Consider the following 24,797-nt stretch of genomic DNA (forward strand, 5'->3'; position numbering starts at 1 on the left):
CCATGCACTACCGCTACCACGACAGCCCCCTCGGCCCGCTGTTGCTCGCCGGCGACGCAAGCGGCTTGCAGCTGCTGCTGATGGAGCTCGACAGCCGCCCCTGGCACATCGGCGAAGACTGGCGACAGGCCGACGGCGAGCTGGATGAAGTGTGTCGGCAGCTGGACGAGTATTTCGCCGGCCGTCGCCGCCAGTTCGAGCTGCGCCTGGCGCCACGCGGCACGCCCTTCCAGCAGGCGGTATGGCAGGCCCTGCAACGCATTCCCTACGGTCGCACCTGCAGCTACAGCGACCTGGCCGCCGCCATCGCGCGGCCGCAGGCGGTGCGCGCGGTGGGCACCGCCAACGGCGCCAACCCGCTGTCCATTGTCATCCCCTGCCACCGGGTGATCGGCCGCGACGGCAGCCTTACCGGCTACGCCGGCGGCCTGCCGCGCAAGCAACTGCTGCTGGAACTGGAAGGCGCGCTGCCGTCGCAACAGGCGCAGCTGGCGCTTTAGGCGCGGCACGCGCAGGTAGGGTGCGCCGTGCGCACCGACGCTCAGGGCGGCGCGATACGCGCCAGCACTTGCGGCGCCGCGCGCAGCGGCAAGGCCAGGATCAGGCCCTCGCCGGAGGCCGTATACACCCGCGCCAGCGCGGTGATATTGACCTGGTGCGAGACCAGCACCAGCGGCTCGCCGGGCGGCAGCAGGTTGACCGCGCGAATCAGTTCGGCAGTCTGCGCCTCGGCGGCGTCGCGTTGCGCGAAGAAGGAGTCCAGCGCCGGCAGCGGCTGCACCGGCCCCAGGCCCATGCCCCTGGCAGTATCCAGTGCCCTGCACCAGCGGCTGCTGAGCAGCCGCGGCCGCTCGATGCCCTGGCGGCGCAGCAGTTCGCCCCAACGCCGCGACTCCTCGCGACCCTGCTGGCTGAGGTTGCGCTGGCTGCTGCAGTTGCCCAGCTGGAAATGCGCCGGATCGCCGACGCCCGGCGCCGTGGCATGGCGCAGGATCAGCAGCGCCCGCCCCTCGCGCAGCGCCTGCCAGGCGTCGGCCGGCTGCGCTGCCGAGGCCCACAGCGGCGCCAGCAGCACCAGCAGCACCAGCAGCCAGATGCGCCTCACAACCTGACGTTGCCGCGCGGCCCGGCCAGCGCCCAGATGATCAGCCCCAGCACGGGCAGGAAGATGATCAGCAACACCCAGAGAATCTTGATCCCGGTTTCGGCGCTGCTTTTCACCACGTTGACGATGGCCCAGATATCCAGGGCCAGAATGATCAGGCCGATCAGCCCATTGAGGGTGGAACCCATGACGACACTCCTGTGTGAAGGGTTGCCCTCAGAGGATAGCCACTCAGTCGCCCAGACGCGGAAAACGGCTGGCGATCTCGTCGCCGGTCAGGCTTGGCGCCTCCGCCGTGGCGCTCAGGCGCACCAGCAGCAGGTGCGGCTCCTCGCCCAGGTCGAACCAGTGACGGGTATCCGCCGGCAGCTCCAGCAGATCGCCGCGCTCGCCCTGCAGCACATAGACGTACTCGCCCAGGTGCAGGCTGAGCTGGGCGAAGCCGCCGACGAACAGCCAGGCGCAGGCGGCCGGCTGCGTCTGCTCGTCGAGGTGGCGCGCGCGCAGCTCGAGCTTGCGCGGGTGGTTGCGCTCCAGGCTGAGCAGTTCGTGATGAGAGTAGCCACCCTCGCCACGCAAATCCTGCAGCCAGGCGCCGCAGGCGGCGTCGAACTCCTGCTCGCTGGAGCCGGGGCGCAGCGCCGCCGGCGGCGGGCACTGGCGATAGCGCACGCCGACCTCGGCCAGGGTGCTGGCGATGTCCTCGGCGTGGGTCAGCACCTTGTTCGGCAGCTGCGGGGAGGTTTGCAGGTGAACGCTGAGGCTGGTCATGGGGATTCTCGCTCGGACTCCGGGGGCAGACGGGTGGCAATGATAACGGCTGCGGCCAGCGCCGCCAGGCTGGCCAGGGCGAAGGTCCAGGCCGGGCCGATGCTGTTCCAGCTGTAGCCGGCATACAGCGCGCCAAGGGCGCCGCCGATGCCGGCCAGGGTGGCGTACAGCGCCTGGCCCTGGCCCTGCTGGCGGTCGGCAAAACTGCGCTGGATGAAGTGGATGCTGGCGGCGTGGAAGGCGCCGAAGGTGGCGGCGTGCATGCACTGCGCCAGCAGCAGGATAACCAGCTGGTCGGCCAGGTTGCCCAGCAGCAGCCAGCGCACCGCGGTGATCAGGAAGCTGGCCAGCAGCACCGCGCGCAGCGAGTAGCGCTGCAGCAGGCGCGCCATGACCAGAAACAGCAGAATCTCCGCCACCACGCCCAGGGCCCAGAGCATGCCGATGACACCGCGGCCGTAGCCGAGCGCCTCCAGGTGCAGGGTCAAAAAGGTGTAGTAGGGCCCGTTGCTCAGTTGCATCAGACCGACGCTGGCGTAGAAGGCGAGGATGCCGGGGCGACGCAGTTGGCGCAGGAACCCGCCCTGCTCGGCGCTGCCGGGTCGCGCTAGCGGCTGGGCGTTGGGCACCCAGAAGCTGCCGGCGACTATGCCGGCCATGATCAGCACCAGCGCCCAGGGATAGGCGTCCAGGCTCAGCCACTCGAACAGGCGGCCCAAGCCGACCACCGCGACGATGAAACCGATGCTGCCCCACAGGCGGATCTGGCTGTAGCGCGCGGCCTGTTCGCGCAGGTGGGCCAGAGTGATGACCTCGAACTGCGGCAGCACCGCATGCCAGAAGAAGGCGTGCGCGGCCATGATCAGCGCCAGCCAGGCGTAGCTGTGGCTGACGAAGATGCCGGCGAAGCAGACCAGGGTGCACAGCGCGCCGAGGCGCACGATCAGCAGACGCTGGCCAGTATGGTCACCCAGCCAGCCCCACAGGTTCGGCGCCAGGCAGCGCATCAGCATGGGGATGGCGATCAGCTCGCCGATACGTGCCGACGAGAAGCCCAGGTGGTCGAAGTACAGCGCCAGGAACGGCGCCGTGGCGCCGAGCAGGGCGAAATAGAAGAAGTAGAAGCCGGACAGGCGCCAGTAGGGCAGAGAAGCAGTCATAAGCTGCAAGCTTCAAGCGGCAAGCAGAGGCGTCGGCACACCCTCTCGCGGCTTGTAGCTTGTGGCTTGCCGCTCAAAGCTGACCCAGCACCGGCGTGGCGACGCGCACTTCGGCGTTCTGCGCGCGGTGGCGCAGCAGGTGATCCATCAGCACGATGGCCATCATCGCCTCGGCGATGGGCGTGGCGCGGATGCCGACGCAGGGGTCGTGGCGGCCCTTGGTGATCACCTCCACCGGGTTGCCGTCGACATCAATGGAGCGCCCCGGCGTGGTGATGCTGGAAGTCGGTTTGAGCGCCAGGTGGGCGATGATCGGCTGGCCGCTGGAAATGCCGCCGAGGATGCCGCCGGCGTTGTTGGACAGGAAGCCCTCGGGGGTCAGCTCGTCGCGGTGCTCGGTGCCGCGCTGGGCCACCGAGGCGAAGCCGGCGCCGATCTCCACGCCCTTGACCGCGTTGATGCTCATCAGCGCATGGGCCAGTTCGGCGTCGAGGCGGTCGAAGATCGGCTCGCCGAGGCCCGGCATCACCCCTTCGGCGACCACGGTGATCTTGGCGCCGACCGAATCCTGGTCGCGGCGCAGCTGGTCCATGTAGGCCTCCAACTCCGCCACCTTGTCCGGGTCGGGGCTGAAGAAGGCGTTCTGCTCGACGCTGTCCCAGGTCTTGAACGGAATCTCGATGGGGCCGAGCTGGCTCATATAGCCGCGCACCTGGATCCCTTGCGTGGCCAGGTACTTCTTGGCGATGGCGCCGGCGGCCACGCGCATGGCGGTCTCGCGCGCCGAACTGCGACCGCCGCCGCGGTAGTCGCGGATGCCGTACTTGTGGTGGTAGCTGTAGTCGGCGTGGGCCGGGCGGAACAGGTCCTTGATCGCCGAGTAGTCCTTGGACTTCTGGTCGGTGTTGCGGATCAGCAGGCCGATGGCGCAACCGGTGGTCTTGCCCTCGAACACCCCGGAGAGGATCTCCACCACGTCGTCTTCCTGGCGCTGGGTGGTGTGGCGGCTGGTGCCCGGCTTGCGTCGGTCGAGATCGCGCTGCATGTCGTCCAGCGACAGCTCCAGGCCCGGCGGGCAACCATCGACTATGGCGACCAGGGCCGGGCCATGGCTTTCGCCGGCGGTGGTGACGGTGAACAGCTTGCCGTAGGTATTGCCGGACATGGGAAGACGCTCCGCGAAATTCAGCTCCGACCTGCCGCTGCGCAGGCCGTTTAACGAGGTGGGCGAGTATACCCGCGGCGACCTTGCAGTTCACCCCGAACCTTGGCCGGCGACCGGCGTCCAATGCCGGTCTGCCACCACCCTGCCCCGATCATGCTGCGAGCCCTGCTTTTGTCCCTTGCCCTGATAACCGGCCTGGCCCAGGCCAACACCACCCGACAACTGCCCATCAGCCTCGATACCGACCAGGGCACCCTGTACGGCAGCCTGCTGCTGCCGCAAAGCGACGAGCCGGTGCCGGTGGCGCTGCTGATCGCCGGCTCCGGCCCCACCGACCGCGACGGCAACAACCCCGAGGGCGGCCATAACGACGCGCTGAAGAAGCTGGCCCAGCTGCTGGCGCGCCACGGCATCGCCAGCCTGCGTTACGACAAGCGCGGCGTGGCTGCCAGCCGTACCGCCACGCCCGACGAACGCGATCTGCGCATCGAACGCTACGTCGCCGATGCCGAGGCCTGGGGACGACTGCTCAAGGGCGATCCGCGCTTCGACCGGCTGATCCTGATCGGCCACAGCGAAGGCGCGCTGATCGCCAGCCTGGCCGCCGCCGGCAGCGGCGCCGAGGCGCTGGTGTCCATCGCCGGCCCGGCCTACCCCATCGGCCAGGTGCTCGACGCGCAACTGGCCATGCGCCTGCCGCCGCCGCTGCTGGCCGAGAGCCGGCAGATCCTGGCCAGCCTGATCCGCGGTCAGGAGCAAGCCGAGGTACCCAAGGCATTGCAGGTGCTGCTGCGCCCCAGCGTGCAGCCCTACCTGATCAGCCTGCTGCGCCAGCGCCCGGCCGAGGCCTTCGCCGCGCTACGGATGCCGGCGCTGATCGTGCAGGGCAGCCACGACGCCCAGGTCGGCGTCGACAACGCCGTGGCCTTGCAGCAGGCCAAGCCGGACGCCGAACTGGCGCTTATCCCCGGCATGAACCACGTGCTGCGCATCACTCCGCTGCCCTGGCACGAACAGCTGGCCTCCTACGACGATCCGCAGCTACCCTTGGCCCGCGCCCTGGGCGAACGCATCGTCGCCTTTATTCGCTCCAGTGCGAGGCAAAACGGTCGATAACCTGCCTACATAGCAGTTTCAGCGTTAGCGCACAGGCCCCCATGAGCGAACAACCCGTTTCACCCCCCGCAACCGCGCCGGTCGACGCCGAACAGAGCGGCGAAGCGCCGGCCGCCCCCCATCCCTGGGCCGACCTGCCGGCCGAGCAGTTCAGCCTGCTGCGCCTGGCACCGCTGCCGGTGGACCGCGACACCGGCCCGCGGCCGCTGCGCTTCGTCCAGCTCGGCCGGGTCGAGCGCCACGCCAAGGACCTCAGCCTGCTGCGCCTGAGCCTGCAGCTGCCGGGGCAGCGCCTGCACCGCGAGCAGAACCTGCTGGAGGTCTGGGCCGATCATCAACGCAAGGAGGTGCGCTTCGGCCCGGATAAGGGCCTGAGCGTGGAGCCGGCCAACCGCGGCCTGGGGCGCTTCCTGCTGGCCCAGGGCATCGCCTGGGCGCGCAAGCAGTACGCCCATTACCAGGTCGAGGGCGGCGCCCTGCCGACCCGCGACAACTTCAACGAAGCGGCGCGCGCCCGCCGCGACCATGCGCTGAAGGCCCAGGGTTTCGTCATCGAATACAGCGACCCGCTGCAGCTCAAGCCGTTCTACAGCGCGGCGCGGGTCAGTTCGCTGCACGGCGACTGGCAGGCCGAGAAGGTGCAGATCATCGAGCTGCTGGACGCCGCCGCCATGCTCCAGCAGGCCGATCAGAGCCTGCGCGAGCAGGACGTGCAGCTGCGCAAGCTGGAGGAGAAGGTGGAGCGCCTCAAGCGCGAGGACAGCGGCCTGCGCTTCACCGTCAGCTGCCTGGTGGCCTTCTGCCTGTTCCAGGCCGGATTGCTGATCTGGATCGCCACGCGCTGAGATGATTGGTGCGCACGGCGCACCCTACGGTGCGTCGTGCGCACCGATTCACGCTTCGACCCGCGAGCGGAACAGCGCCTGGTGCTCGCGGCACTGCTGGGCCGCCAGCAGGAACACGCCGTGGCCGCCGCGCGCGAACTCCAGCCAGGTGAAGTCCACCTCCGGGTACAGCGCCTCGACATGCACCTGACTATTGCCCACCTCGACGATCAGCAGGCCGCGCTCGGTCAGGTGGTCGGCGGCCTCGGCCAGCATGCGCCGCACCAGGTCCAGGCCGTCGTCGCCGCAGGCCAGGCCCATGGCCGGTTCGTGCTGGTACTCGGCCGGCATGTCGGCGAAATCCTCGGCATCGACGTAGGGCGGATTGGAGACGATCAGGTCGAAACGCTGCCCCGGCAGCCCGGCGAAGCCGTCGCCCTGCACGCAGTAGACGCGCTCTTCCAGGCCATGGCGCTCGATATTCTGGTTGGCCACCTCCAGCGCCTCGAACGACAGATCGGCCAGCACCACCTCGGCCTCGGGAAACGCGTAGGCGCAGGCGATGCCGATGCAGCCCGAGCCGCTGCACAGGTCGAGCACCCGCGCAGGCGTCGCCGGCAGCCAGGGGGCGAAGTGCGCCTCGATCAGTTCGGCAATCGGCGAGCGCGGCACCAGCACGCGCTCGTCAACGACGAAGGGCAGCCCGCAGAACCAGGCCTCGCCGAGCAGGTAGGCGGTGGGCACGCGCGCCTCGATGCGGCGCTTGAGCAGCGCCTGCAGATGGGCGTGCTCGTCGTCCTCCAGGCGGCAGTCGAGGTAGGCATCGGCCATTTCCCAGGGCAGGTGCAAGGCACCGAGCACCAGTTGGCGCGCCTCGTCCCAGGCATTGTCGGTGCCATGGCCGAAGAACAGCTGCTCGGCCTGGAAACGGCTGACGGCCCAGCGGATGTAGTCGCGCAGGGTGCGTAAACGGGTAGCGGGGACGGTCACGGGCGATCTCCGGATGAAAACGGTGCAGTTTAGCCCAGGGCAGGCACGGGGCGCATGGCCATAAATAAATGCCGTTAAGTCGTAGTTCGACTGCTGCCAGGCGAGGGGTCACATCGTTATAATTTGCAACGATTTCTTAACCCTTCCCATCCCTTCCTAATGAGAACCCCCAATGGTCATCGACCCCTTCTCGCTCACGGGCTTGCTCGTGCTGGCGATATTCCTTATTGGCATGACGCTGATAGTTTTTGAAGCACAACTGGAGATGGATAAGTTCAAGCCGGCCATGTTCATGATGTCCGGCCTGATCGTCATCGGCGTCCACTACGCCCTCACCGACCCCAACGGCTTCCAGTATTTCCTCCACGCCCAGAGCGAGACCAAGGAGGAATTGTTCGGCCTGATCGCCTTCATGGCCTTCATGTGGATGGTGGTCGAGTTGCTCAACGAGCGGAACGTGTTCACCGCGCTGAACGGCTACCTGCTGCGCAAGGGCCTCGGTGCGCGCGGCATGTTCTGGGCCACCGGCGCGCTGTCGGCGACCCTGTCGCCCTTTCTCAACAACTTCACCACGGCGATGATCTTCGGCAAGACCATCACCAGCATCTCCAGCCACCAGCGCTACACCCACGTGGCGCTGTGCAACATCGTGGTGGCGTCCAACTCCGGGGTCTGGTTCCTCGGCACCTCCACCAGCCTGATGGTGGTGCTGGCCGGCAAGATCAGCATCGCCGGTCTGCTGCTGCTGATCCCCTCGGCGCTGATCGGCTGGCTGCTGTGCGCCGCCACCCTGCACCTGTTCTACCTGCGCCAGCTGGACGGCCAGCAGCTGATCCGCAAGGTCGACGCCAGCGAGAGCCGGCTCAAGCCGGGCGGCGCCGGCCTGGCGCTGGTGGGTTTCATCGCGGTGATCGGCGCGGTGCTGTGCAACATCCTGCTCAAGGTCGGCATCGAGTTCGCCATCGGAATCGGCCTCGGCCTGGTGGCGCTGTACAGCTGGCTGCTGACCCGTATGGGCATCGAGACGCGCTGGCACGAGCAGCTGCAGAAGGTGGAGTGGAACGCCCTGCTGTTCTTCATCGGCATCATCACCTCGGTGGCCTGCCTCAACCACGTCGGCTGGCTGTCCTATATCTCGCGGCTGTTCGAGATCCTCGATCCGACCCTGGTCAACGTGGTGCTGGGCATCGCCTCCGGGGTGATGGACAACGTGCCGGTGGAAGCCGCGGCGCTGATGTCCAACCCGCAGCTGGGCCTCGACCAGTGGGCGCTGAACGCGCTGATGGTGGGCATCGGCGGTTCGCTGACGGTGGTCGGCTCGGCCGCCGGGGTGATGGCCATGAGCCTGGACAAGAGCTACAGCTTCGGCGTGCACCTGAAGTTCCTGCCGGCGATCCTGGTCAACTTCCTCGGCTCGCTGGGCATCTGGTACCTGCAGTTCCAGTGGCTCGGCCTGGGCGGCTGAGGCCCTCGCGCAATAGCAAACGCCCCGCCAGTTGCGGGGCGTTTTCGTTTGTAGGGCGGACATGCCGCAGGCTTGCCCGCCGCATTGTCGGCAGCGTCGGCGATCAGGGACGCTCGCGCTTCTTGTGCGACCAGCCGGGGCCATCCGGTGGCCGGCGCAATTCGCGCAGCACGGCGATGGCCACGGCGATGGCAAACAGCAGCCAGAAATGCGGGGACAATTGCGAAAACAGCGACATGGGCAACTCCTTTTGCATGCGACCCCGAGTCCTTCGGGACGGTTCCGATTCTGCTCCGCGCTCCGCGGCTGAGCAAGTAATGGCGCACGAGAGGTTCACAGCGCGCTCTGGCAAGCGGACAATGGCAGATCATCACCATCAGCCAGGAGCCCGAGATGTCCCATCCGCAAACCATGTTCCAGCTCACCGGTCGTGGCCACGCTCCGGCCAGTCTGGGCAATGCGACCCTGCTGATCATCGATGCCCAGGAAGAATACCGCAGCGGCGTGCTCGCCCTGCCCGGCCTGGACGCCGCCCTGGCCGAGATCGCCAGCCTGCTGGCCGCCGCCCGCGCCGCCGGCAGCGCCATCGTCCACGTCAAGCACCTCGGCATTCCCGGCGGCCTGCTCGATCCCAGCGGCCCGCGTGGCCGCCACCTGCCCGAAGCCGCCCCGCTGGCCGGCGAGATCGTGGTGGAGAAACGCCTGCCCAACGCCTTCGCCGGCACCGAACTGCACGACCGCCTGCAGGCCCTCGGCCATCTCGACCTGATCGTCTGCGGCTTCATGACCCATTCCAGCGTCAGCACCACGGTGCGCGCGGCCAAGGACTATGGTTATCGCTGCACCCTGGTCGACGCCGCCTGCGCCACCCGCGACCTGCCGGCCCCCGATGGCAGCGTGATCGCCGCCGCCCAGGTGCACCGCATCGAGATGATCGCCCTGGCCGACAACTTCGCCACCCTGGTGCCGCAGGCCAAGGCACTGATCTGACCGCCGTCACAGTGCCGCCAGCACGGCGGAACCCCGGCGCGAATGACCGGTCATAGCGCCGACACCCCAAAGGAAATCGGCATGAAGCTGTCCGACGATTTCGATGCCCGCCGCCTGCGCCCGCGCCAGCCGAAACACTGGCGCCTGCGCATCGGTGCGGCGCTGGGCGCGCTGCTGGCCACCTTCGGCATCCTCCTGGCGCTGGCCGGCGTCGCCTCGCTGGCCGGGAGCGCCCCGGTGCTGGGCACGCTCAACGACTCCACCGGCGAAGCCGGCGTCCTGCTGCTGCTCGGCCTGCTGCTGCTGTGGGCCGGCATCGCCTTCTGGCGCCGCTGCCGCCGGCGCCTGCGCCGGCCGCGCGACCTCGCCCTGTCGCCGCACCTGCTGAAAAAGCGCGACTGAAACGTCGCGCCACGATGGCCCGCAGACTGGCCGCCAGGGGCGGTAGGCGATTAAAAATGGCCGGGAGCCATTTTTAACGTCGCGCAGCGACGGCCCGAAGGGTGGCCGTCAGGGATGGCAGGCCATAAAATGCCCGCCTGTTTCGCGGAGCCACCGATGCAAGACGACGACTTTTCCCTGTTCCAGGCCGAGCTGCGCGGCGTCAAGCCGATCAAGCACGACCGCGCCGACACCGGCAAACCCAAAGCTGATCGCAAGCAGTTCAACACCCTGCGCCAGGCTGCGACCATCAGCCAGGGCGAGATCAAGGTGGACGGGCTGTCCGACCAGTTCGTCATCGATGTCGGCGCCGAAGACCCGCTGTACTGGGCCGGCAACGGCGTGCAGGACGGCCAGATGCGCAAGCTCAAGCTCGGCCAGATCCCCTTCGACGGCAGCCTCGACCTGCACGGCATGAGCGTGGAGAAGGCCCGCGACACGCTGTGGGAGTTTCTCGCCGAAGCCGCCAAGCTGGAGGTGCGCTGCGTGCGCGTCACCCACGGCAAGGCGGTGCGCATGGACGGCCGCCGGCCGATGATCAAGAGCCACGTCAACACCTGGCTGCGCCAGCACCCGCAGGTGCTGGGTTTCAGCTCCTGCCTGGCCAAGCACGGCGGCACCGGCGCGGTGTATATCATCCTCAAGCGCACCATGATGGACGGCCGCGACGACTGACCCGCCCGGCCCATGATTCTGGCGCCCGGCGCTCTTGCCAGGCGCCCATCGGCGCCCTACCCTGCGCCCTTCGATACCCAACAGGATTTTCCATGTCCCTGGAACAACACTACACCGCGATCCTCGGCCAGCTCGGCGAGGACGCCTCTCGCGAAGGCCTGCTGGACACCCCCAAGCGCGCGGCCAAGGCCATGCAGTACCTCTGCCGCGGCTACCAGCAGACGCTGGAGGAAGTGACCAACGGCGCGCTGTTCAGCTCCGACAACAGCGAGATGGTGCTGGTCAAGAATATCGAGCTGTACTCGCTGTGCGAGCACCACCTGCTGCCGTTCATCGGCAAGGCCCACGTCGCCTATATCCCCAACGGTAAGGTGCTCGGCCTGTCCAAGGTGGCGCGCATCGTCGACATGTACGCCCGCCGCCTGCAGATCCAGGAAAACCTCAGCCGGCAGATCGCCGAGGCCATCGAACAGGTTACCGGCGCCCTCGGCGTGGCGGTGGTCATCGAGGCCCAGCACATGTGCATGATGATGCGCGGCGTGGAGAAGCAGAACTCGTCCATGGTCACCTCGGTGATGCTCGGCGAATTCCGCGAAAACCCGGCGACCCGCAGCGAACTCCTCAGCCTAATCGGCTGAGGCGCAGCCCCCCACCACGACGGCCGTTCACGACGCTGAACGGCCGTCGGCATTTCAGGAGTAGAAAGCATGTTGCTCAAGGCCCTTCGCATTGGCCTCGGCCAGATCGTCGTGTTCGTCGACTGGATCAGCCGCCCGCGGAAACTGCAGCGCAGCGCCGCGGCACAGGCCGAGGTGGAGCGCGCCACGGCCGACCTGGCGCTGTACCAGTTCCACGCCTGCCCGTTCTGCGTCAAGGTCAGGCGCAGCCTGCACCGGCTGAACCTGCCGGTACAACTGCGCGACGCCAAGCACGACGCCGAACATCGCCAGGCCCTGGAACAGCAAGGCGGCCGCATCAAGGTGCCCTGCCTGCGCATCGAGGAAAACGGCCAGAGCACCTGGCTGTACGAGTCCAAGGCGATCATCGCCTATCTGGAGCAGCGCTTCGCCGGCTGACCTGCGCTCGCAGCCCGGGTGCAATCCGGGAGCGATCGTGCGGCGCTGCCCCGGATTGCATCCGGGCTACGGTGATCCCGCGGGTTCGCCGCACAGCGATTCTGCCTAGGGTGGATGACGCCTTTTTCATCCACCAGCGATTGCCCACGGTGGATGGGTAAAGCGTCATCCACCCTACATGCTGACCTACGCTCGTAGCCTGGATGCAATCCGGGAACGATCATGCGCGCTGCCCCGGATTGCATCCGGGCTACGACGATTCCCTTGGGGTGCGCCGCGCGCACCGACTCTTCCTCAAGGCCTACGGCTCGACGCCGAAGGCCTTGAGCTGTTCGAGAAACTGCGCTTCGTCCAGCACCTTGACTCCCAGCTCGCTGGCCTTGGCCAGTTTCGAGCCGGCGCCCGGGCCGGCCACCACGCAATGGGTCTTGGCCGACACCGAGCCGGCCACCTTGGCGCCCAGGCCTTCCAGCTTGCCCTTGGCCACATCGCGGCTCATCAGCTCCAGGGTGCCGGTCAGCACCCAGGTCTGCCCGGCCAGGGGCAGGCCTGCGGCGACCTTCTTCTCGCAGCCCCAGTGCATGCCGAAATCCAGCAACTGCTGCTCGATGGCGCGGGCCATGGCCACCTTGGCCGGGTCGGCGAAGAACTCGCGCACGGCCTGCTTGGCCTTTTCGTTGAGCCCCTTGAGCACCGACAGGTCTAGCCAGTCCTGACTGAGTTCGACGACATGCTGCAGGCGCACGGCCTGCTCCGCCTTGCTCGCGCCGGTGGCGGCAAGACGCCTGATCGCTTCATCGACCAGTTTCTGGGCGCCGGTCGCGGCGACCGAGGCGATATTCAGCTTGCCCAGCAACTCGGCCAGGCTGGCGCAGGCGGTGAACTCCGCACTCAGCCCGGCATCCTCACGCAAGACGCCGAGTGGCGCGTCGTGGTCATAGACTAGTTTCTCCAGCACGGCCTGGTTGTGCGCGTCGGCGAAGAAACTGTGGATCTCGTGCGCCACTTCCAGGCCCACGTCCGGCAGCCAGGTCAGCACCTCGGGCAGCGCCTGCCGGATGCGCGCCAGCGAGCCCAGGGCGCGGGCCAACAGCTTGGCGGTTTCCTCGCCGACATCGGGAATGCCCAGGGCGTAAATAAAGCGCGCCAGCGTCGGCGTGCGGCTATCGGCGATGGCCGCCAGCAGGTTGTTGCTGGACAGCTCGGCGAAACCTTCCAGGCCGACGATCTGCTCGAAACTCAGGCTGTAGAGATCGGCCGGCGAGCTGACCAGGCCCTCGTCCACCAGTTGCTCGACGCTCTTCTCGCCGAGGCCCTCGATGTCCATGGCGCGGCGCGAGACGAAGTGGATGATCGCCTGCTTGAGCTGCGCCTGGCAGCTCAGGCGGCCGATGCAGCGGTACACCGAGCCCTCGCTGACCGACTCCTTGCCCTTGCTGCGCTTGACCAGCTGGGTGCGCTCCACCGCCGAGCCGCATACCGGGCACTGCTCGGGAATCTGTACCGGGCACGCGTTATCGGGACGGCGCTCGGGCACCACGGCCATCACCTGGGGGATCACGTCGCCGGCGCGGCGGATGATCACGGTATCGCCGATCATCAGCCCCAGGCGCGCCACCTCGTCCATATTGTGCAGAGTGGCATTGGCCACGGTGACGCCGGCCACCTTGACCGGCTTGAGCCGCGCCACCGGGGTGACGGCGCCGGTGCGGCCGACCTGGAACTCGACGTCGAGCAGCTCGGTCAGCTCCTCCTGCGCGGGGAACTTGTGGGCGATGGCCCAGTGCGGCGTGCGCGCACGAAAGCCCAGCTGCTGCTGGTCCTCGATCTGGTTGACCTTGAACACCACGCCGTCGATGTCATAGGGCAGCTCCATGCGCCGCTGGCCGATATCGCGGTAGTAGTCCAGGCAGGCGTCCACGCCCCTGGCCAGCTTCAGCTCGCGGCTGATGGGAATGCCCCAGGCCTTGAGCTGCTCGAGCATGCCGACCTGGGTGGCCGGCAGCTCGCCGCTGACCTGGCCGACGCCGTAGCAGCAGAACTCCAGCGGGCGGCTGGCGGTGATCTTCGGGTCGAGCTGACGCAGGCTGCCGGCCGCGGCGTTGCGCGGGTTGGCGAAGGTCTTGGCGCCGGCCTCAGCCTGACGCACGTTGAGTTCGTCGAAACCGGCCTTGGGCATGAACACCTCGCCGCGCACCTCCAGCACCTGCGGCCAGCCCTCGCCCTGCAGACGCAGCGGCACGTTGCGGATGGTGCGCACGTTGGCGCTGATGTCCTCGCCGGTGCTGCCGTCGCCGCGGGTGGCGCCGCGCACCAGTTGGCCGTGTTCGTAGCGCAGGCTGACGGCCAGGCCGTCGAGCTTGGGCTCGCAGCTGTACTCCACCTCGGCGCCGCCGCCGAACAGGTCGCCGCCGGCAAGCCCTAGGCCGCCGCGCACGCTGCGGTCGAAGGCACGCAGATCGTCCTCCTCGAAGGCGTTGCCCAGGCTGAGCATGGGGATCTCGTGGCGCACCTCGCCGAAAGCGTCGAGCGCCGCGCCGCCGACGCGCTGGGTCGGCGACTCGGCGGTCACCAGCTCGGGGTGCTCGGCCTCCAGCGCCTGCAGTTCGCGAAACAGGCGGTCGTACTCGGCGTCGGGAATGCTCGGCTCATCCAGCACGTAGTAGCGGTAGTTGTGCGCATCCAGTTCGTTGCGCAGTTCGGCGATACGTTGGGCGGCATTCCGTTGGGCGGCGTCGGTCATTGCAAATAAAGCCTCAAGCTACAAGCTTCAAGCGGCAAGAATGAAAAAGCCCCAAGCCAAGCGCTCGGCTTGCAGCTTGAGGCTTGCAGCTTGCCGCTGCTGTTTAGCGTTTCTGGGTCAGCTGCCGGCGCTCGAACTCGACGATGCGCTGGCGATAGTGCTCGATGGTCTGCGCGGTCATCACGCTGCGCTGGTCGTCCTTCAGCTCGCCGCCCAGCTCGTGGGCCAGCTTGCGCGCCGCGGCGACCATCACGTCGAAGGCCTGTTTCGGGTGACGCGGGCCGGGCAGGCTGAGGAAGAAGCTCACTGCGCGGGTGCTGAAGCCTTCGATGTCATCCAGGTCGAAGGTGCCGGGCTTGAGCGCATTGGCCATGGAGAACAGCACCTCGCCGTTGCCGGCCATGCTCTCGTGGCGGTGGAAGATGTCCATCTCGCCGAAACGCAGACCGCTTTCGAGGATGTTCTGCAGCAGCGCCGGGCCCTTGAAACCGATGTCGTCGCGGGCGACCACGTTGATCACCAGCACTTCCTCCACCGGCGCGGCCTCGGCGGCCGGCTTGGCGGCTTTCTTCGCGTCCTTGGGCGCGACTTCGTCGTCGACCGGGTTGAGCAGGGTCGGCACCGGCTCGTCGACCGCCAGGTTGAGGTCGCCCTGCTGCGGCTCGTTACGCGAGCGGCGCGGCAGGTCCTTGGCGCTCATCGACGGCAGATCGTCTTCATCCAGCTGCGGTTCGTGGTCGCGCTGCACCACACGCGGTGTACTGAGCAGATCTGGATCACTGTCGTCGTCCGGCATGTTGGCGAAGCTACGGTCCAGCTTGAACTTGAGCTTGCCCTTGCCACCGCGCATACGGCGCCAGCCGTCGAAAAGAATGCCAGCGATAACGATGATGCCAATAACGATCAGCCACTCGCGCAGACCGAATTCCATGAAATACCTGACCCTTAAAAATTCTGGTGAAAAAAAGATCCAATCAACCGGATCACAACTCGACTATAAACGCGGCGCCAACTCCATGTTCTATCTGACGTTTTCCGCGTGTAACAAAAGTGGGCAATAAGCTAGCACGACGAAAGGCAACTTTACACCGGCACCCACATGGAGTTTTGCCTGTGTTCAGCCAGCCCGAGAGCATCATGCCTCCACCATGGCCAGCGCCTCCTCCACGTCCACCGCCACCAGGCGCGAGCAGCCCGGCTCGTGCATGGTGACCCCCATCAGCTGATCGGCCATTTCCATGGCGATCTTGTTATGGGTGATATAGATGAACTGCACCGTCGCCGACATCTCCTTGACCAGGCGCGCGTAGCGCCCGACGTTGGCATCGTCCAGCGGCGCATCCACTTCGTCCAGCATGCAGAACGGCGCCGGATTGAGCTGGAAGATGGAAAACACCAGTGCCAAGGCGGTCAACGCCTTCTCTCCGCCGGAGAGCAAATGAATGGTGCTGTTCTTCTTGCCCGGGGGCCGCGCCATGATGGTCACACCGGTATCGAGTAGATCTTCGCCGGTGAGTTCCAAATAAGCGTTGCCGCCGCCGAAAACTTTTGGAAAGAGCGCCTGCAGACCGCCATTGATCTGATCGAAGGTGTCCTTGAAACGATTGCGTGTTTCCTTGTCGATCTTGCGGATGACGTTCTCCAGGGTTTCCAGCGCCTCGACCAGGTCGGCGTCCTGCGCATCCAGGTAGCGCTTGCGCTCGGACTGCTGCTGATACTCGTCGATGGCCGCCAGGTTGATCGGCCCGAGCCGGGCGATGCGCGCGGCCATACGCTCCAGCTCTTCTTCCCAGGCGCTCTCGCTGGCCTCGACCGGCAGGGTGGCGATCACCCCGTGCAGATCGTAGTGGTCCTCGGCGAGCTGATCGGCCAGGGCCTTGCGCCGCACGTTGAGCGACTGCCAGTCCATGCGCTGCTGCTCCAGTTGGCCACGCAGCAGTTGCGCCTGCTGCTCGGCCTGGCTGCGGCGCTTCTCGGCGTCGCGCAGTTCGCGGTCGGCGTCTTCCAGGGCCAGGCGCGCCTGGCGCAGTTCATCGTCCACCGCCATGCGCCGCTCGAGCAGTTCCTCGAGCTTGATGCGCAGCTCTTCCAGCGGCGCCTCGCCTTCTTCCAGATTCAGCGACAGCTGCTCGCGCCGCTCGTGCAGGCGTTCGGCCTGCAGTTGCAGGCGCTCCAGGGCCTGACGGGTGGAGTCGTGCTGCGCCCTGAGCGAGCCGACCCGCACCGCCAGCTGATGGGCATGGTCCTTGTGCTGACGCGCGTCCTGACGCACACGGTCGAGGCGCTCGCGCAGACTGTCGCGGCTGGCCAGCAGGCTTTCGCGCTGCTCGTTATCCAGGGCCATGGCATCCAGCGCATCCTGCAACTGCAGGCGCGATTCGCCCAGTTGCTCCTGCTCGATCTCGCGCTGCTCGGCCGCTTCCTGCAGTTCGTCCTGCAGACGGCGGCGACGCAGGCCCAGTTGCTCGGCCTTGGCCTGGCTGGCGGACAGCTTTGCCTTTAGCTCGCTCAGCTGGCGCGCCAGTTCCTGGCCCTGACGGCGTTGCTGCTCACGCTGTTCTTCCTGAAGACGTTGCTCGTCGCGCAGCGCCAGCAGGCGTTCATCCAGTTGCGCCAGCGCCGCTTCACGCTCCTCGCACGCAAGTATCAGGCGTTCCAGCTCCTGGCCGCGCGCCAGCACGCCGCTGTCCGCCTCGGCGGCGCGACGCACGCGCAAGAAGTGCCGGCCAACCCAGTAGCCGTCGCGGCTGATCAGGCTTTCGCCCTCGGCCAACTGCGAGCGGCCTGCGAGGGCCTGCTCCAGGGACTCGACCGGGAGAACATTGGCCAGCCAGGGCGAAAGGTCGTGACTGGATTCGATCTTGTCCAGCAGGCTGCCGGCACGGCGCGCGCCGCCCGAAGCTGGGCTGGCCAGGCGCAACTCGCCTTGCTCCAGCGCAGTGAAATCCAGCCCGGCGAAATCATCCAGCAGCACCGCCTGCAGGTCGGCGCCGAGCACGGTTTCCACCGCCAGCTCCCAGCCGGCTTCCACCCGCAGGCCTTCGGCCAGGCGCGGACACTGCTGCAGATTCTGCTCGCGCAGCCAGTCGCCGGCGCCCTGCCCCGGATCGAGCGCGGCCTGTTGCAGCGCCTCCAGCGAAGCCAGGCGACCGTTCAGGCGTTGCAGTTCGCCCTGCGCCTGCTGCTGGGCCTGACCGGCCTGCTGCAGCTCCTCGCGCAGTTGCTGCAGGCGCTCGGCCTGCTGCTCTTCGGCTGCCTGCAGCGACTCCTGCTCCAATTCGCCAGCCGCCAGCTGTTCGTTCAGTTCCAGGATCGCGGCGTCTTCGGGGTCGGCCGCCAGTTGCTGCAGCTCTTCGTTAAGTCGGCGCTGGCGTTCGGCCAGGCGCTCCAGGCTCTGCTCCAGCTGGGCGATGCGCGACTGCTGCACCTCGGCCTGGCGGCGCGGCTCGGCGCTGCGCTGGTTGAAGCCGTCCCACTGCTCCTGCCAGCCGTGCATGGCGGCCTCGGCCTCTTCCAGGCCGGCGGCGGATTCCTCGGCCGCGGCGGCGGTCAGCTCCTGCTCGGGCAGGAGCATCTCCAGCTCTTCGCCGAGGGTGGCCAGCAGGGTGCGGTCGTGGCCGAGGTGGGATTCGGTTTCCAGGCGCGCCTTTTCCGCCTCGCGCAAATCGTCCTGCAACTGGCGCAGGCGCTGCTGGCCATGCTGGATGCTCTGCTCGACGCGGGCGATATCGCCGCCCACCGAGTAGAAGCGGCCCTGCACCAGGTTGAAGCGCTCGCTCAATTCGTGGTGGCCGTCGCGCAGGCGCTCGATAGCGGCATCGGCGCTGCGCTGCTCGGCCACCAGCGCCTCGAAGGCCACCTCCTGGTCGCCGATCACCTGCTCGCGGCTGCCGACCTGCTGGTTCAGGGTTTGCCAGCGCAGGGCCAGCAGTTGCGCCTTGAGCTGACGCTCCTCGGCCTTGTATTCCTGGTATTTCTCCGCCGCCTGGGCCTGGCGGTGCAGGCGTTCGAGCTGGCGTTCCAGCTCTTCGCGCAGGTCGGTCAGGCGCGCCAGGTTTTCCTGGGTGCGGCGGATGCGATTCTCGGTCTCGCGGCGACGCTCCTTGTACTTGGAGATGCCGGCGGCTTCCTCGATGAAGTTGCGCAGCTCCTCGGGCTTGGCCTCGATCAGCTTGCTGATCATGCCCTGCTCGATGATCGAGTAGCTGCGCGGCCCGAGGCCGGTGCCGAGGAAGATATCGGTGATATCGCGGCGGCGGCACTTGGTGCCGTTGAGGAAATAGGTGTTCTGCCCGTCGCGGGTCACCCGGCGGCGGATGGAGATCTCGGCGAAGGCGGCGTACTCGCCCACCAGCGAATTGTCGCTGTTGTCGAAGATCAGCTCGATGGAGGCCTGGGTCACCGGCTTGCGCGTGTTGGAGCCATTGAAGATGACGTCGGTCATCGACTCGCCACGGAGGTTCTTCGCCGAACTCTCGCCCATCACCCAGCGTACGGCGTCGATGATGTTGGACTTGCCGCAGCCGTTGGGCCCGACCACCGCCGCCATGTTGCTGGGAAAGCTCACCGTGGTCGGATCGACGAAGGACTTGAAGCCGGCCAGCTTGATGCTCTTCAGGCGCATCGGGGCTTAGCGCTCGGCCAGGGTCGCCAGCACCAGCTGGCAGTTGTGCTCGCCATAGGCCAGCAGCACCTCGCGGGCGCGGCCCTGATCGCGGGCGATGATCGCCTGCAGCAGGCTGGCGAAGGTGTTCATGAACTGGCCCATCTCGCCTTTGCGCCGCTCCAGCGCCAGGTGATAGGTGCGGCTGATGGCCGGCAGCAGGTTCTCCAGGGTTTCCTGCAGATAGGGGTTGTCGGCGAAGGGAAAGGCGGCGCGCATCACGTCGAAGCTGTTCTCGACGAAGGCGCCGATATCGCCGCGCTGCAGGCTGTCCTGCAGGCGCTGCTGGATATCGAGAAACGGCGCCAGGTCGCTTTCCGCCTGCCAGCGCTCGATCACCGCGCGGGCCAGCAGGATATACAGCTCGATCACCAGGCCGTAGAGGCTCTGCACCTTGTGCGGGGTCAGTTCGGTGACCTGGGCGCCGCGGCGCGGCAGGATCACGATCAGGTGGCGACGTTCGAGAATCAGCAGCGCCTCGCGCACCGATCCGCGACTGACGTTGAGCGCCTGGGTGACCTTCTGCTCCTGGATGCGTTCGCGCTCCTTGAGCTCGCCGCGAACGATGCGTTCGGCCAGGTAATGGGCAATTTGCTCGGCGAGGCTGTCCGGGGCCTTGAACGTCATGACATTCCTTATTTGCGTCGATCCAGGGGCAGGCGGTCGAGTCTGAGAGCCCCGCCATTGCTGGGCGGCGGCGAAAAATCGAGCGGCGAGTGTAACACAGGGTGTTACCGGGCCAAGCGCCCCGGCGGGCGGCTTTCTGATCTAAAGGTGGGCCCCGGACGGCTGGTCTCGAAAACAGATTGTCCTACAATCCGACATCAATATCCCAGCACAATAACAAGCCGGAGCCGCCCATGTTCGAACGCCTGCCCTCCCCCTGGATGATCGCCCTGAAGAAGGTCGGCTACTGGATCTGGCTGGTGCCGGTGCTCGGCATTCCGCTCAGCTACTACTGGTCCTTAGGCAGCGCCCACGCCGACGCCTGGGCCTGGCTGGTGATCACGGTGGTGTTCGGGGTGATCCCGCTGCTGGATTTCGTGGTCGGCCGCGACCCGGCCAACCCGGAGGAAAGCAGCGAGGTCCCGGCCCTGGAAGCCCAGGGCTACTACCGCCTGCTGAGTTTGGCCACCGTGCCGCTGCTGCTGGCCATGCTGGTCTGGAGCGGCTGGGTGTTCGTCGACTATCAGGCCTGGAGCTGGCTCGGCCGGCTCGGCTGGGTGCTGTCGGTGGGCACGGTGATGGGCGCCATCGGCATCACCGTGGCGCACGAACTGATCCACAAGGATCCGCAGCTGGAACAGCGCGCCGGCGGCCTGCTGCTGGCCGCGGTGTGCTACGCCGGCTTCAAGGTGGAGCACGTACGCGGCCATCATGTGCACGTGTCGACGCCGGAAGACGCCTCCTCCTCGCGCTTCGGCCAGAGCCTGTACGCCTTCCTGCCGCACGCCTACAAGCACAACTTCCTCAACGCCTGGAAGCTGGAGGCCGAGCGCCTCAAACGTCGCGGCCTGCCGGCACTGCACTGGCGCAACGAGCTGATCTGGTGGTACGCCATCAGCGCCCTGTTGCTGCTCGGCTTCGCCCTGACCCTGGGCTGGCTCGGCGCGCTGTTCTTCCTCGGCCAGGCGGTCATGGCCTTCACCCTGCTGGAGATAGTCAACTACGTCGAGCACTACGGCCTGCACCGGCGCAAACTGGACAACGGCCGCTACGAGCGCACCAACCCGCATCACTCGTGGAACAGCAACTTCCTGCTGACCAACCTGTTCCTCTTCCACCTGCAGCGCCATTCCGACCACCACGCCTACGCCAAGCGTCGCTATCAGGTGCTGCGCCACTTCGACGACAGCCCGCAGTTGCCCAACGGCTATGCCGGGATGATCGTCCTGGCGCTGATTCCACCGTTGTGGCGCGCGGTGATGGACCCCAGGGTGCGCGCCTACTACGCCGGCGAGGAGCACCAGCTGAGCCGCTCGCAACTGGCCCAGCCCTGAGCCTGCTAGTGCGCCGCCGACTGCTGCAGCTCGGCGGCGCCCTTGAAGAACACCAGCATCAACGCCACGCCGGCGCCGAGCAGCGGCAGCACCGCCACCAGCATCAGCAGCACGCTGACCAGCATCAGGCCGCCGACCAGGTCGAGCCAGGCCATTACCCGCAGCGCCGGATAGGGGTAGTCGATCTTGAGCAGGCGCACGCCGAGCCAGGCGGTGCAGGCGCCCATCAGGCAGAGCACGCCGATATAGCTCGCGGTCGGCCAATCCAGGGCGGCGAACAGCCGCTCGCCGAACAGGCCATCGAGCGCCTCCAGCAGCAGGGTCACCGCCACCAGCGCCCAGATCGGCACGCCCAGCCCCCTGGCGGCGAAACGCGCCTCGGCGAAGGCCTTGAAGCGCAGCAGCAGGTAGCAGCCGAGCAGCACCAGCGCCAGGTTCAGCCAGTCGGTGTAGGCCAGCAGCAGCTGCGCCTCGCCCTCCTCCAGCAGGCCGCTGGCCACCAGCAAGCCCAGCATCAGCGCATTGGCCAGCACCGAGACCAGCGCCAGCCAGCCGAGCACCTGCAGCTGGCGCGCGCTCCAGCCCTGCAGGCGGGGGGCGCGTGTCGCGTCGAGCAGCTCCGCCTGCGGCGCGCTATAGGGGTTGTCCGGTTGCATCGGGCCTGTCCTGATCCGGGAAAACCCCGAGGCTAACCAGGCGCGCGGCGCTTGACCAGACTGTACGGTTCAACCCGCAGGTGGCTGTACCGCGACGCCGACCCGGCGGCGCCATAGGCTGATGGCCTGTCACCGGAGAATCCCCATGACCGCCGAACTCCTGCTCGCCTTCGTCGCCTTCGCCTTCGTCACCTCGGTCACGCCTGGGCCCAACAACATGATGCTGCTCGCCTCCGGGGTGAATTTCGGCGTGCGCCGCAGCATCCCGCACATGCTCGGCATCAGCCTGGGCTTCATGCTGCTGGTGGCGTCGGTGGGGCTGGGCCTCGGCCAGCTGTTCGAGCGCGTGCCGGTGCTGCACCAGGTGCTGCGCTACGTCGGCGCCGCCTACCTGCTCTACCTGGCCTGGAAAATCGCCCAGGCCGGCGCGCCGCAGGGCAGCGCCCGGCCGGCGGCCAAGCCCTTCACCTTTCTCCAGGCGGCGGCCTTCCAGTGGGTCAACCCCAAGGCCTGGATCATGGCCATCGGCGCCATCACCACCTACACGCCGCAGGACGGTTTCGTCAGCAACGTGCTGCTGATCGCCGCACTGTTCGCCCTGGTCAACTGCCCCAGCGTCGGCCTGTGGACGGTGGCCGGCAGCCTGCTGCGCAGCTGGCTGGACGATCCGCGCGCGCTGCGCGCCTTCAATATCGGCATGGCGCTACTCTTGGTCGCCTCGCTCTATCCCATCCTCGTCGACACCGGACTGTTCTGATGCAAGACGCCGCCCCCGCCCGCCTGCGCCCGCTGGCCGATACCTCCACCTCGGCCGTAGTCGCCGGCTTTATCGCCATGCTCACCGGCTACACCAGCTCCCTGGTGCTGATGTTCCAGGCCGGCCAGGCCGCCGGCCTTTCCAGCGGGCAGATTTCCTCGTGGATCTGGGCGCTGTCGATCGGCATGGCCGTCGGCTCCATCGGCCTGTCGCTGCGCTACCGCGCGCCGGTGATGATCGCCTGGTCCACCCCCGGCGCGGCGCTGCTGATCACCAGCCTGCCGCAGGTGTCCTACGGCGAGGCCATCGGCGCCTATATCCTCGCCTCGGGCTTGATCGTGCTGATCGGCCTGACCGGCAGCTTCGACCGCCTGATGCGGCGTATCCCCGCCTCCATCGCCGCCGCCCTGCTGGCCGGCGTGCTGTTCAAGATCGGCCTGGAGATCTGCGTGGCCGCCGAGCAGCAGCCCGTGCTGGTGGTCGCCATGCTGCTCGCCTATCTGCTCGGCAAGCGCCTGTGGCCGCGCTACGCGGTGCTCGCCGCGCTGCTGGTCGGCAGCCTGCTGGCGGGCGTGTTCGGCCTGCTGGATTTCAGCGATTTCCGTCTGCAGTTGGCCACGCCCGAGTGGACCACGCCGAGCTTCTCCCTGGCCGCGGCGATCAGCATCGGCATTCCGCTGTTCATCGTCGCCATGGCCTCGCAGAACCTGCCGGGCATGGCCGTGCTGCGCGCCAACGGCTACCAGGTGCCGGCCTCGCCATTGATCACCAGTACCGGCCTGATCTCGATCCTGATGGCGCCGTTCGGCAGCCACGGCATCCATATGGCGGCGATCAGCGCGGCGATCTGCGCCGGCCCGGAAGCCCACGAAGACCCGCGCAAGCGCTACACCGCGGCGGTCTGGTGCGGGGTGTTCTACGGCATCGCCGGGATCTTCGGCGCCACCCTGGCGGCGCTGTTCGCCGCGCTGCCGGCGGCGCTGATCCTGTCCATCGCCGCGCTGGCGCTGTTCGCCTCGATCATCGGCGGCCTGACCCAGGCCATGAGCGAGCCCAACGAGCGCGAGGCGGCGCTGATCACCTTCCTGGTCACCGCCTCGGGCATGAGCTTGCTCGGCGTCGGCTCGGCGTTCTGGGGCATAGTCGCCGGCCTGCTGACCCTGGCGATTCTCAACGCCGGCAAGCGTTGAGGTTGCGCCTTGTGGGAGGGGCTTGAGCCGCGACCCTCGCCGCTAAAGCGCCTCCCACGGTGGCCAGCGCTTATCGCTGCTACGCCCGCTCCCCCAGCGCCGCCGGCCCTGTCAGCTCGGCGCCGTGCACACGGTTGACCCACAAGCCGAACAGCGCCGCGGTGATAAACATGATCAGGCTGTAGATGGCCGCCGGAATGGCCATGGTCGGGTTGTTCAGCAGCGCCGGGCTGAGCGCCAGGGCGATGGCCAGGGTGCCGTTGTGGATGCCGATCTCCATGGCGATGGCGATCGCCTGGCGCAGGTTGAGCTTGAGCAGGCGCGGCACGCAGTAGCCCACCGCCATGCTCAGCAGGTTGAAGGCCAGCGCCGCGCCGCCCACCGCCGGGGCGTAGTCGACGAAGGTGCGCCAGTCCTTGGCCACCGCCAGCAGGACGATCAGCAGCAGGAACAGCGCCGAGACGATCTTCACCGGCTTCTGCATGCGCTCGGCGAAACCGGGGAAGCGGCTGCGCAGCCACATGCCGATGGCCACCGGACCGAGGACGATGGCGAACACCTGCACCACCTTGGCGAACTGCAGCGGGATGGCCTGCTCGGCGGTCATGAAATAGGCCAGCGACAGGTTGACGATCAGCGGCATGGTGAGGATCGCCACCACCGAGTTGACCGCGGTCAGGCTGATGTTCAGCGCCACGTCGCCATGCGCCAGGTGGCTGTAGAGATTGGCCGTGGTGCCGCCCGGCGAGGCCGCCAGCAGCATCAGCCCGACCGCCAGCGCCGGCGCCAGGCCGAAGGCCTTGGCCAGGAAGAAGCAGGCCAGCGGCAACAGCAGCAGCTGGCAAGCCAGGCCGATCAGCACGGGTTTGGGGAATTTCGCCACCCGGGCGAAGTCCGCCAGGCTCAGCGACAGGCCGAGCCCGAGCATGATGATGCCCAGGGCGGCGGGGAGAAACAGCGTCAGCAGGGGATCGGCGGTCATTAGGGTTATCGCTCCGGTTGAACCTGGC

25 protein-coding genes are annotated in these 24,797 nt (G+C 67.4%); 12 read left to right on the plus strand and 13 right to left on the minus strand.

Annotation, left to right across the window (positions count from 1 at the left end; all coding sequences use genetic code 11):
• Positions 1-2: 2 nt before the first annotated feature.
• Positions 3-500, plus strand: a complete 498-nt coding sequence (locus ACIGKL_RS21105) for a methylated-DNA--[protein]-cysteine S-methyltransferase (RefSeq protein ID WP_397488382.1) — start codon at positions 3-5, stop codon at positions 498-500.
• Positions 501-541: 41 nt separating this feature from the next.
• Here ACIGKL_RS21105 and ACIGKL_RS21110 read toward each other — a convergent pair whose 3' ends face one another.
• From ACIGKL_RS21110 to aroC, 5 genes are all read right to left on the minus strand, one after another.
• Complete coding sequence (locus tag ACIGKL_RS21110) at positions 542-1,105, minus strand: histidine phosphatase family protein (RefSeq protein WP_397488383.1); 564 nt, start codon at positions 1,103-1,105, stop codon at positions 542-544.
• Positions 1,102-1,293: a PLDc N-terminal domain-containing protein gene (locus tag ACIGKL_RS21115; protein WP_397488384.1), complete on the minus strand. Its 192-nt coding sequence runs from the start codon at positions 1,291-1,293 to the stop codon at positions 1,102-1,104. Before ACIGKL_RS21115 ends, ACIGKL_RS21110 begins: the two co-directional genes overlap by 4 nt.
• Positions 1,294-1,336: 43 nt before the next feature.
• Positions 1,337-1,876 (minus strand): acireductone dioxygenase, encoded by a 540-nt coding sequence (locus ACIGKL_RS21120; RefSeq protein WP_397488385.1) that lies wholly within the window; start codon positions 1,874-1,876, stop codon positions 1,337-1,339.
• Positions 1,873-3,036 carry an MFS transporter gene (locus ACIGKL_RS21125; protein WP_397488386.1) on the minus strand — a complete coding sequence of 388 codons (1,164 nt, stop codon included), beginning with the start codon at positions 3,034-3,036 and terminating at the stop codon, positions 1,873-1,875. The genes ACIGKL_RS21120 and ACIGKL_RS21125 overlap by 4 nt, the downstream gene beginning before the upstream one ends.
• 73 nt (positions 3,037-3,109) lie before the next feature.
• Positions 3,110-4,201 carry a chorismate synthase gene (gene aroC, locus ACIGKL_RS21130; RefSeq protein WP_397488387.1) on the minus strand — a complete coding sequence of 364 codons (1,092 nt, stop codon included), beginning with the start codon at positions 4,199-4,201 and terminating at the stop codon, positions 3,110-3,112.
• Between the two features lie 123 nt (positions 4,202-4,324).
• Between aroC and ACIGKL_RS21135 the strand changes: the two genes are divergently transcribed.
• Both ACIGKL_RS21135 and ACIGKL_RS21140 read left to right on the plus strand, forming a co-directional pair.
• Entirely contained in the window at positions 4,325-5,317 is a 993-nt protein-coding gene (locus ACIGKL_RS21135; protein WP_397488388.1) for an alpha/beta hydrolase, read from the plus strand.
• A gap of 41 nt (positions 5,318-5,358) precedes the next feature.
• On the plus strand, positions 5,359-6,162 hold the full coding sequence (locus ACIGKL_RS21140) for a hypothetical protein (protein ID WP_397488389.1): 804 nt from the start codon (positions 5,359-5,361) through the stop codon (positions 6,160-6,162).
• Positions 6,163-6,210: 48 nt separating this feature from the next.
• Here the strand turns inward: ACIGKL_RS21140 and prmB are convergent, their stop codons facing one another.
• Positions 6,211-7,131: a 50S ribosomal protein L3 N(5)-glutamine methyltransferase gene (gene prmB, locus ACIGKL_RS21145; RefSeq protein ID WP_397488390.1), complete on the minus strand. Its 921-nt coding sequence runs from the start codon at positions 7,129-7,131 to the stop codon at positions 6,211-6,213.
• Between the two features lie 232 nt (positions 7,132-7,363).
• Between prmB and nhaD the strand changes: the two genes are divergently transcribed.
• On the plus strand, positions 7,364-8,596 hold the full coding sequence (nhaD, locus tag ACIGKL_RS21150; protein ID WP_397488541.1) for a sodium:proton antiporter NhaD: 1,233 nt from the start codon (positions 7,364-7,366) through the stop codon (positions 8,594-8,596).
• Positions 8,597-8,699: 103 nt separating this feature from the next.
• On the opposite strand, the gene ACIGKL_RS21155 is transcribed toward nhaD, so the two are convergent.
• Positions 8,700-8,834: a hypothetical protein gene (locus tag ACIGKL_RS21155; RefSeq protein WP_397488391.1), complete on the minus strand. Its 135-nt coding sequence runs from the start codon at positions 8,832-8,834 to the stop codon at positions 8,700-8,702.
• Between the two features lie 155 nt (positions 8,835-8,989).
• Between ACIGKL_RS21155 and ACIGKL_RS21160 the strand changes: the two genes are divergently transcribed.
• The 5 genes from ACIGKL_RS21160 to ACIGKL_RS21180 all read left to right on the plus strand — a co-directional run bounded on the left by ACIGKL_RS21160 (position 8,990) and on the right by ACIGKL_RS21180 (position 11,778).
• Positions 8,990-9,586 carry a cysteine hydrolase family protein gene (locus ACIGKL_RS21160; RefSeq protein ID WP_122107092.1) on the plus strand — a complete coding sequence of 199 codons (597 nt, stop codon included), beginning with the start codon at positions 8,990-8,992 and terminating at the stop codon, positions 9,584-9,586.
• A gap of 81 nt (positions 9,587-9,667) precedes the next feature.
• A complete protein-coding gene (locus ACIGKL_RS21165) occupies positions 9,668-9,988 on the plus strand; it encodes a hypothetical protein (RefSeq protein WP_397488392.1) in 321 nt (106 codons plus the stop codon).
• Positions 9,989-10,144: 156 nt separating this feature from the next.
• The gene (locus ACIGKL_RS21170; RefSeq protein ID WP_397488393.1) at positions 10,145-10,702 is read left to right on the plus strand and encodes a Smr/MutS family protein; all 558 of its coding nucleotides are present in this window, start codon (positions 10,145-10,147) and stop codon (positions 10,700-10,702) included.
• Positions 10,703-10,794: 92 nt separating this feature from the next.
• Positions 10,795-11,340, plus strand: coding sequence for a GTP cyclohydrolase I FolE (folE, locus tag ACIGKL_RS21175; protein WP_397488394.1), 546 nt, complete (start codon positions 10,795-10,797; stop codon positions 11,338-11,340).
• Positions 11,341-11,409: 69 nt separating this feature from the next.
• Positions 11,410-11,778, plus strand: coding sequence for a glutathione S-transferase N-terminal domain-containing protein (locus tag ACIGKL_RS21180; RefSeq protein ID WP_397488395.1), 369 nt, complete (start codon positions 11,410-11,412; stop codon positions 11,776-11,778).
• A 301-nt stretch (positions 11,779-12,079) separates the two neighbouring features.
• Here ACIGKL_RS21180 and ligA read toward each other — a convergent pair whose 3' ends face one another.
• The 4 genes from ligA to ACIGKL_RS21200 all read right to left on the minus strand — a co-directional run bounded on the left by ligA (position 12,080) and on the right by ACIGKL_RS21200 (position 19,811).
• Positions 12,080-14,521, minus strand: a complete 2,442-nt coding sequence (gene ligA / locus ACIGKL_RS21185) for an NAD-dependent DNA ligase LigA (protein WP_397488396.1) — start codon at positions 14,519-14,521, stop codon at positions 12,080-12,082.
• 103 nt (positions 14,522-14,624) lie between these two features.
• Positions 14,625-15,452 carry a cell division protein ZipA gene (gene zipA / locus ACIGKL_RS21190; protein WP_397488397.1) on the minus strand — a complete coding sequence of 276 codons (828 nt, stop codon included), beginning with the start codon at positions 15,450-15,452 and terminating at the stop codon, positions 14,625-14,627.
• A gap of 204 nt (positions 15,453-15,656) precedes the next feature.
• Complete coding sequence (gene smc / locus ACIGKL_RS21195) at positions 15,657-19,145, minus strand: chromosome segregation protein SMC (RefSeq protein ID WP_397488398.1); 3,489 nt, start codon at positions 19,143-19,145, stop codon at positions 15,657-15,659.
• Between the two features lie 6 nt (positions 19,146-19,151).
• Positions 19,152-19,811: a GntR family transcriptional regulator gene (locus ACIGKL_RS21200; RefSeq protein WP_397488400.1), complete on the minus strand. Its 660-nt coding sequence runs from the start codon at positions 19,809-19,811 to the stop codon at positions 19,152-19,154.
• A 233-nt stretch (positions 19,812-20,044) separates the two neighbouring features.
• On the opposite strand from ACIGKL_RS21200, the gene ACIGKL_RS21205 reads away from it, so the two are divergent.
• The gene (locus ACIGKL_RS21205) at positions 20,045-21,184 is read left to right on the plus strand and encodes an alkane 1-monooxygenase (RefSeq protein WP_397488401.1); all 1,140 of its coding nucleotides are present in this window, start codon (positions 20,045-20,047) and stop codon (positions 21,182-21,184) included.
• 5 nt (positions 21,185-21,189) lie between these two features.
• On the opposite strand, the gene ACIGKL_RS21210 is transcribed toward ACIGKL_RS21205, so the two are convergent.
• Complete coding sequence (locus ACIGKL_RS21210; RefSeq protein WP_397488402.1) at positions 21,190-21,840, minus strand: hypothetical protein; 651 nt, start codon at positions 21,838-21,840, stop codon at positions 21,190-21,192.
• Between the two features lie 145 nt (positions 21,841-21,985).
• Here ACIGKL_RS21210 and ACIGKL_RS21215 point away from each other — a divergent pair, with 145 nt between their 5' ends.
• Both ACIGKL_RS21215 and ACIGKL_RS21220 read left to right on the plus strand, forming a co-directional pair.
• Positions 21,986-22,597 (plus strand): LysE family translocator, encoded by a 612-nt coding sequence (locus ACIGKL_RS21215; RefSeq protein WP_397488403.1) that lies wholly within the window; start codon positions 21,986-21,988, stop codon positions 22,595-22,597.
• Positions 22,597-23,787, plus strand: coding sequence for a benzoate/H(+) symporter BenE family transporter (locus ACIGKL_RS21220; protein WP_397488404.1), 1,191 nt, complete (start codon positions 22,597-22,599; stop codon positions 23,785-23,787). The genes ACIGKL_RS21215 and ACIGKL_RS21220 overlap by 1 nt, the downstream gene beginning before the upstream one ends.
• Positions 23,788-23,866: 79 nt before the next feature.
• Here the strand turns inward: ACIGKL_RS21220 and ACIGKL_RS21225 are convergent, their stop codons facing one another.
• On the minus strand, positions 23,867-24,769 hold the full coding sequence (locus tag ACIGKL_RS21225; RefSeq protein WP_397488405.1) for a bile acid:sodium symporter family protein: 903 nt from the start codon (positions 24,767-24,769) through the stop codon (positions 23,867-23,869).
• Positions 24,770-24,797: the final 28 nt, after the last annotated feature.

This window comes from Pseudomonas sp. NPDC077186, assembly GCF_044543505.1.
Taxonomy (GTDB): Bacteria; Pseudomonadota; Gammaproteobacteria; order Pseudomonadales; family Pseudomonadaceae; genus Aquipseudomonas.

Coding starts and splice junctions, on each gene's coding strand:
- ACIGKL_RS21165 (WP_397488392.1), top strand. CDS start 9,668: ATGAAGCTGTCCGACGATTTCGATGCCCGCCGCCTGCGCCCGCGCCAG.
- ligA (WP_397488396.1), bottom strand. CDS start 14,521: ATGACCGACGCCGCCCAACGGAATGCCGCCCAACGTATCGCCGAACTG.
- ACIGKL_RS21180 (WP_397488395.1), top strand. CDS start 11,410: ATGTTGCTCAAGGCCCTTCGCATTGGCCTCGGCCAGATCGTCGTGTTC.
- ACIGKL_RS21215 (WP_397488403.1), top strand. CDS start 21,986: ATGACCGCCGAACTCCTGCTCGCCTTCGTCGCCTTCGCCTTCGTCACC.
- ACIGKL_RS21120 (WP_397488385.1), bottom strand. CDS start 1,876: ATGACCAGCCTCAGCGTTCACCTGCAAACCTCCCCGCAGCTGCCGAAC.
- zipA (WP_397488397.1), bottom strand. CDS start 15,452: ATGGAATTCGGTCTGCGCGAGTGGCTGATCGTTATTGGCATCATCGTT.
- ACIGKL_RS21170 (WP_397488393.1), top strand. CDS start 10,145: ATGCAAGACGACGACTTTTCCCTGTTCCAGGCCGAGCTGCGCGGCGTC.
- folE (WP_397488394.1), top strand. CDS start 10,795: ATGTCCCTGGAACAACACTACACCGCGATCCTCGGCCAGCTCGGCGAG.
- ACIGKL_RS21225 (WP_397488405.1), bottom strand. CDS start 24,769: ATGACCGCCGATCCCCTGCTGACGCTGTTTCTCCCCGCCGCCCTGGGC.
- ACIGKL_RS21160 (WP_122107092.1), top strand. CDS start 8,990: ATGTCCCATCCGCAAACCATGTTCCAGCTCACCGGTCGTGGCCACGCT.
- ACIGKL_RS21220 (WP_397488404.1), top strand. CDS start 22,597: ATGCAAGACGCCGCCCCCGCCCGCCTGCGCCCGCTGGCCGATACCTCC.
- ACIGKL_RS21200 (WP_397488400.1), bottom strand. CDS start 19,811: ATGACGTTCAAGGCCCCGGACAGCCTCGCCGAGCAAATTGCCCATTAC.
- ACIGKL_RS21115 (WP_397488384.1), bottom strand. CDS start 1,293: ATGGGTTCCACCCTCAATGGGCTGATCGGCCTGATCATTCTGGCCCTG.
- aroC (WP_397488387.1), bottom strand. CDS start 4,201: ATGTCCGGCAATACCTACGGCAAGCTGTTCACCGTCACCACCGCCGGC.
- ACIGKL_RS21140 (WP_397488389.1), top strand. CDS start 5,359: ATGAGCGAACAACCCGTTTCACCCCCCGCAACCGCGCCGGTCGACGCC.
- ACIGKL_RS21210 (WP_397488402.1), bottom strand. CDS start 21,840: ATGCAACCGGACAACCCCTATAGCGCGCCGCAGGCGGAGCTGCTCGAC.
- ACIGKL_RS21135 (WP_397488388.1), top strand. CDS start 4,325: ATGCCGGTCTGCCACCACCCTGCCCCGATCATGCTGCGAGCCCTGCTT.
- ACIGKL_RS21155 (WP_397488391.1), bottom strand. CDS start 8,834: ATGTCGCTGTTTTCGCAATTGTCCCCGCATTTCTGGCTGCTGTTTGCC.
- ACIGKL_RS21125 (WP_397488386.1), bottom strand. CDS start 3,036: ATGACTGCTTCTCTGCCCTACTGGCGCCTGTCCGGCTTCTACTTCTTC.
- smc (WP_397488398.1), bottom strand. CDS start 19,145: ATGCGCCTGAAGAGCATCAAGCTGGCCGGCTTCAAGTCCTTCGTCGAT.
- ACIGKL_RS21105 (WP_397488382.1), top strand. CDS start 3: ATGCACTACCGCTACCACGACAGCCCCCTCGGCCCGCTGTTGCTCGCC.
- ACIGKL_RS21205 (WP_397488401.1), top strand. CDS start 20,045: ATGTTCGAACGCCTGCCCTCCCCCTGGATGATCGCCCTGAAGAAGGTC.
- nhaD (WP_397488541.1), top strand. CDS start 7,364: ATGACGCTGATAGTTTTTGAAGCACAACTGGAGATGGATAAGTTCAAG.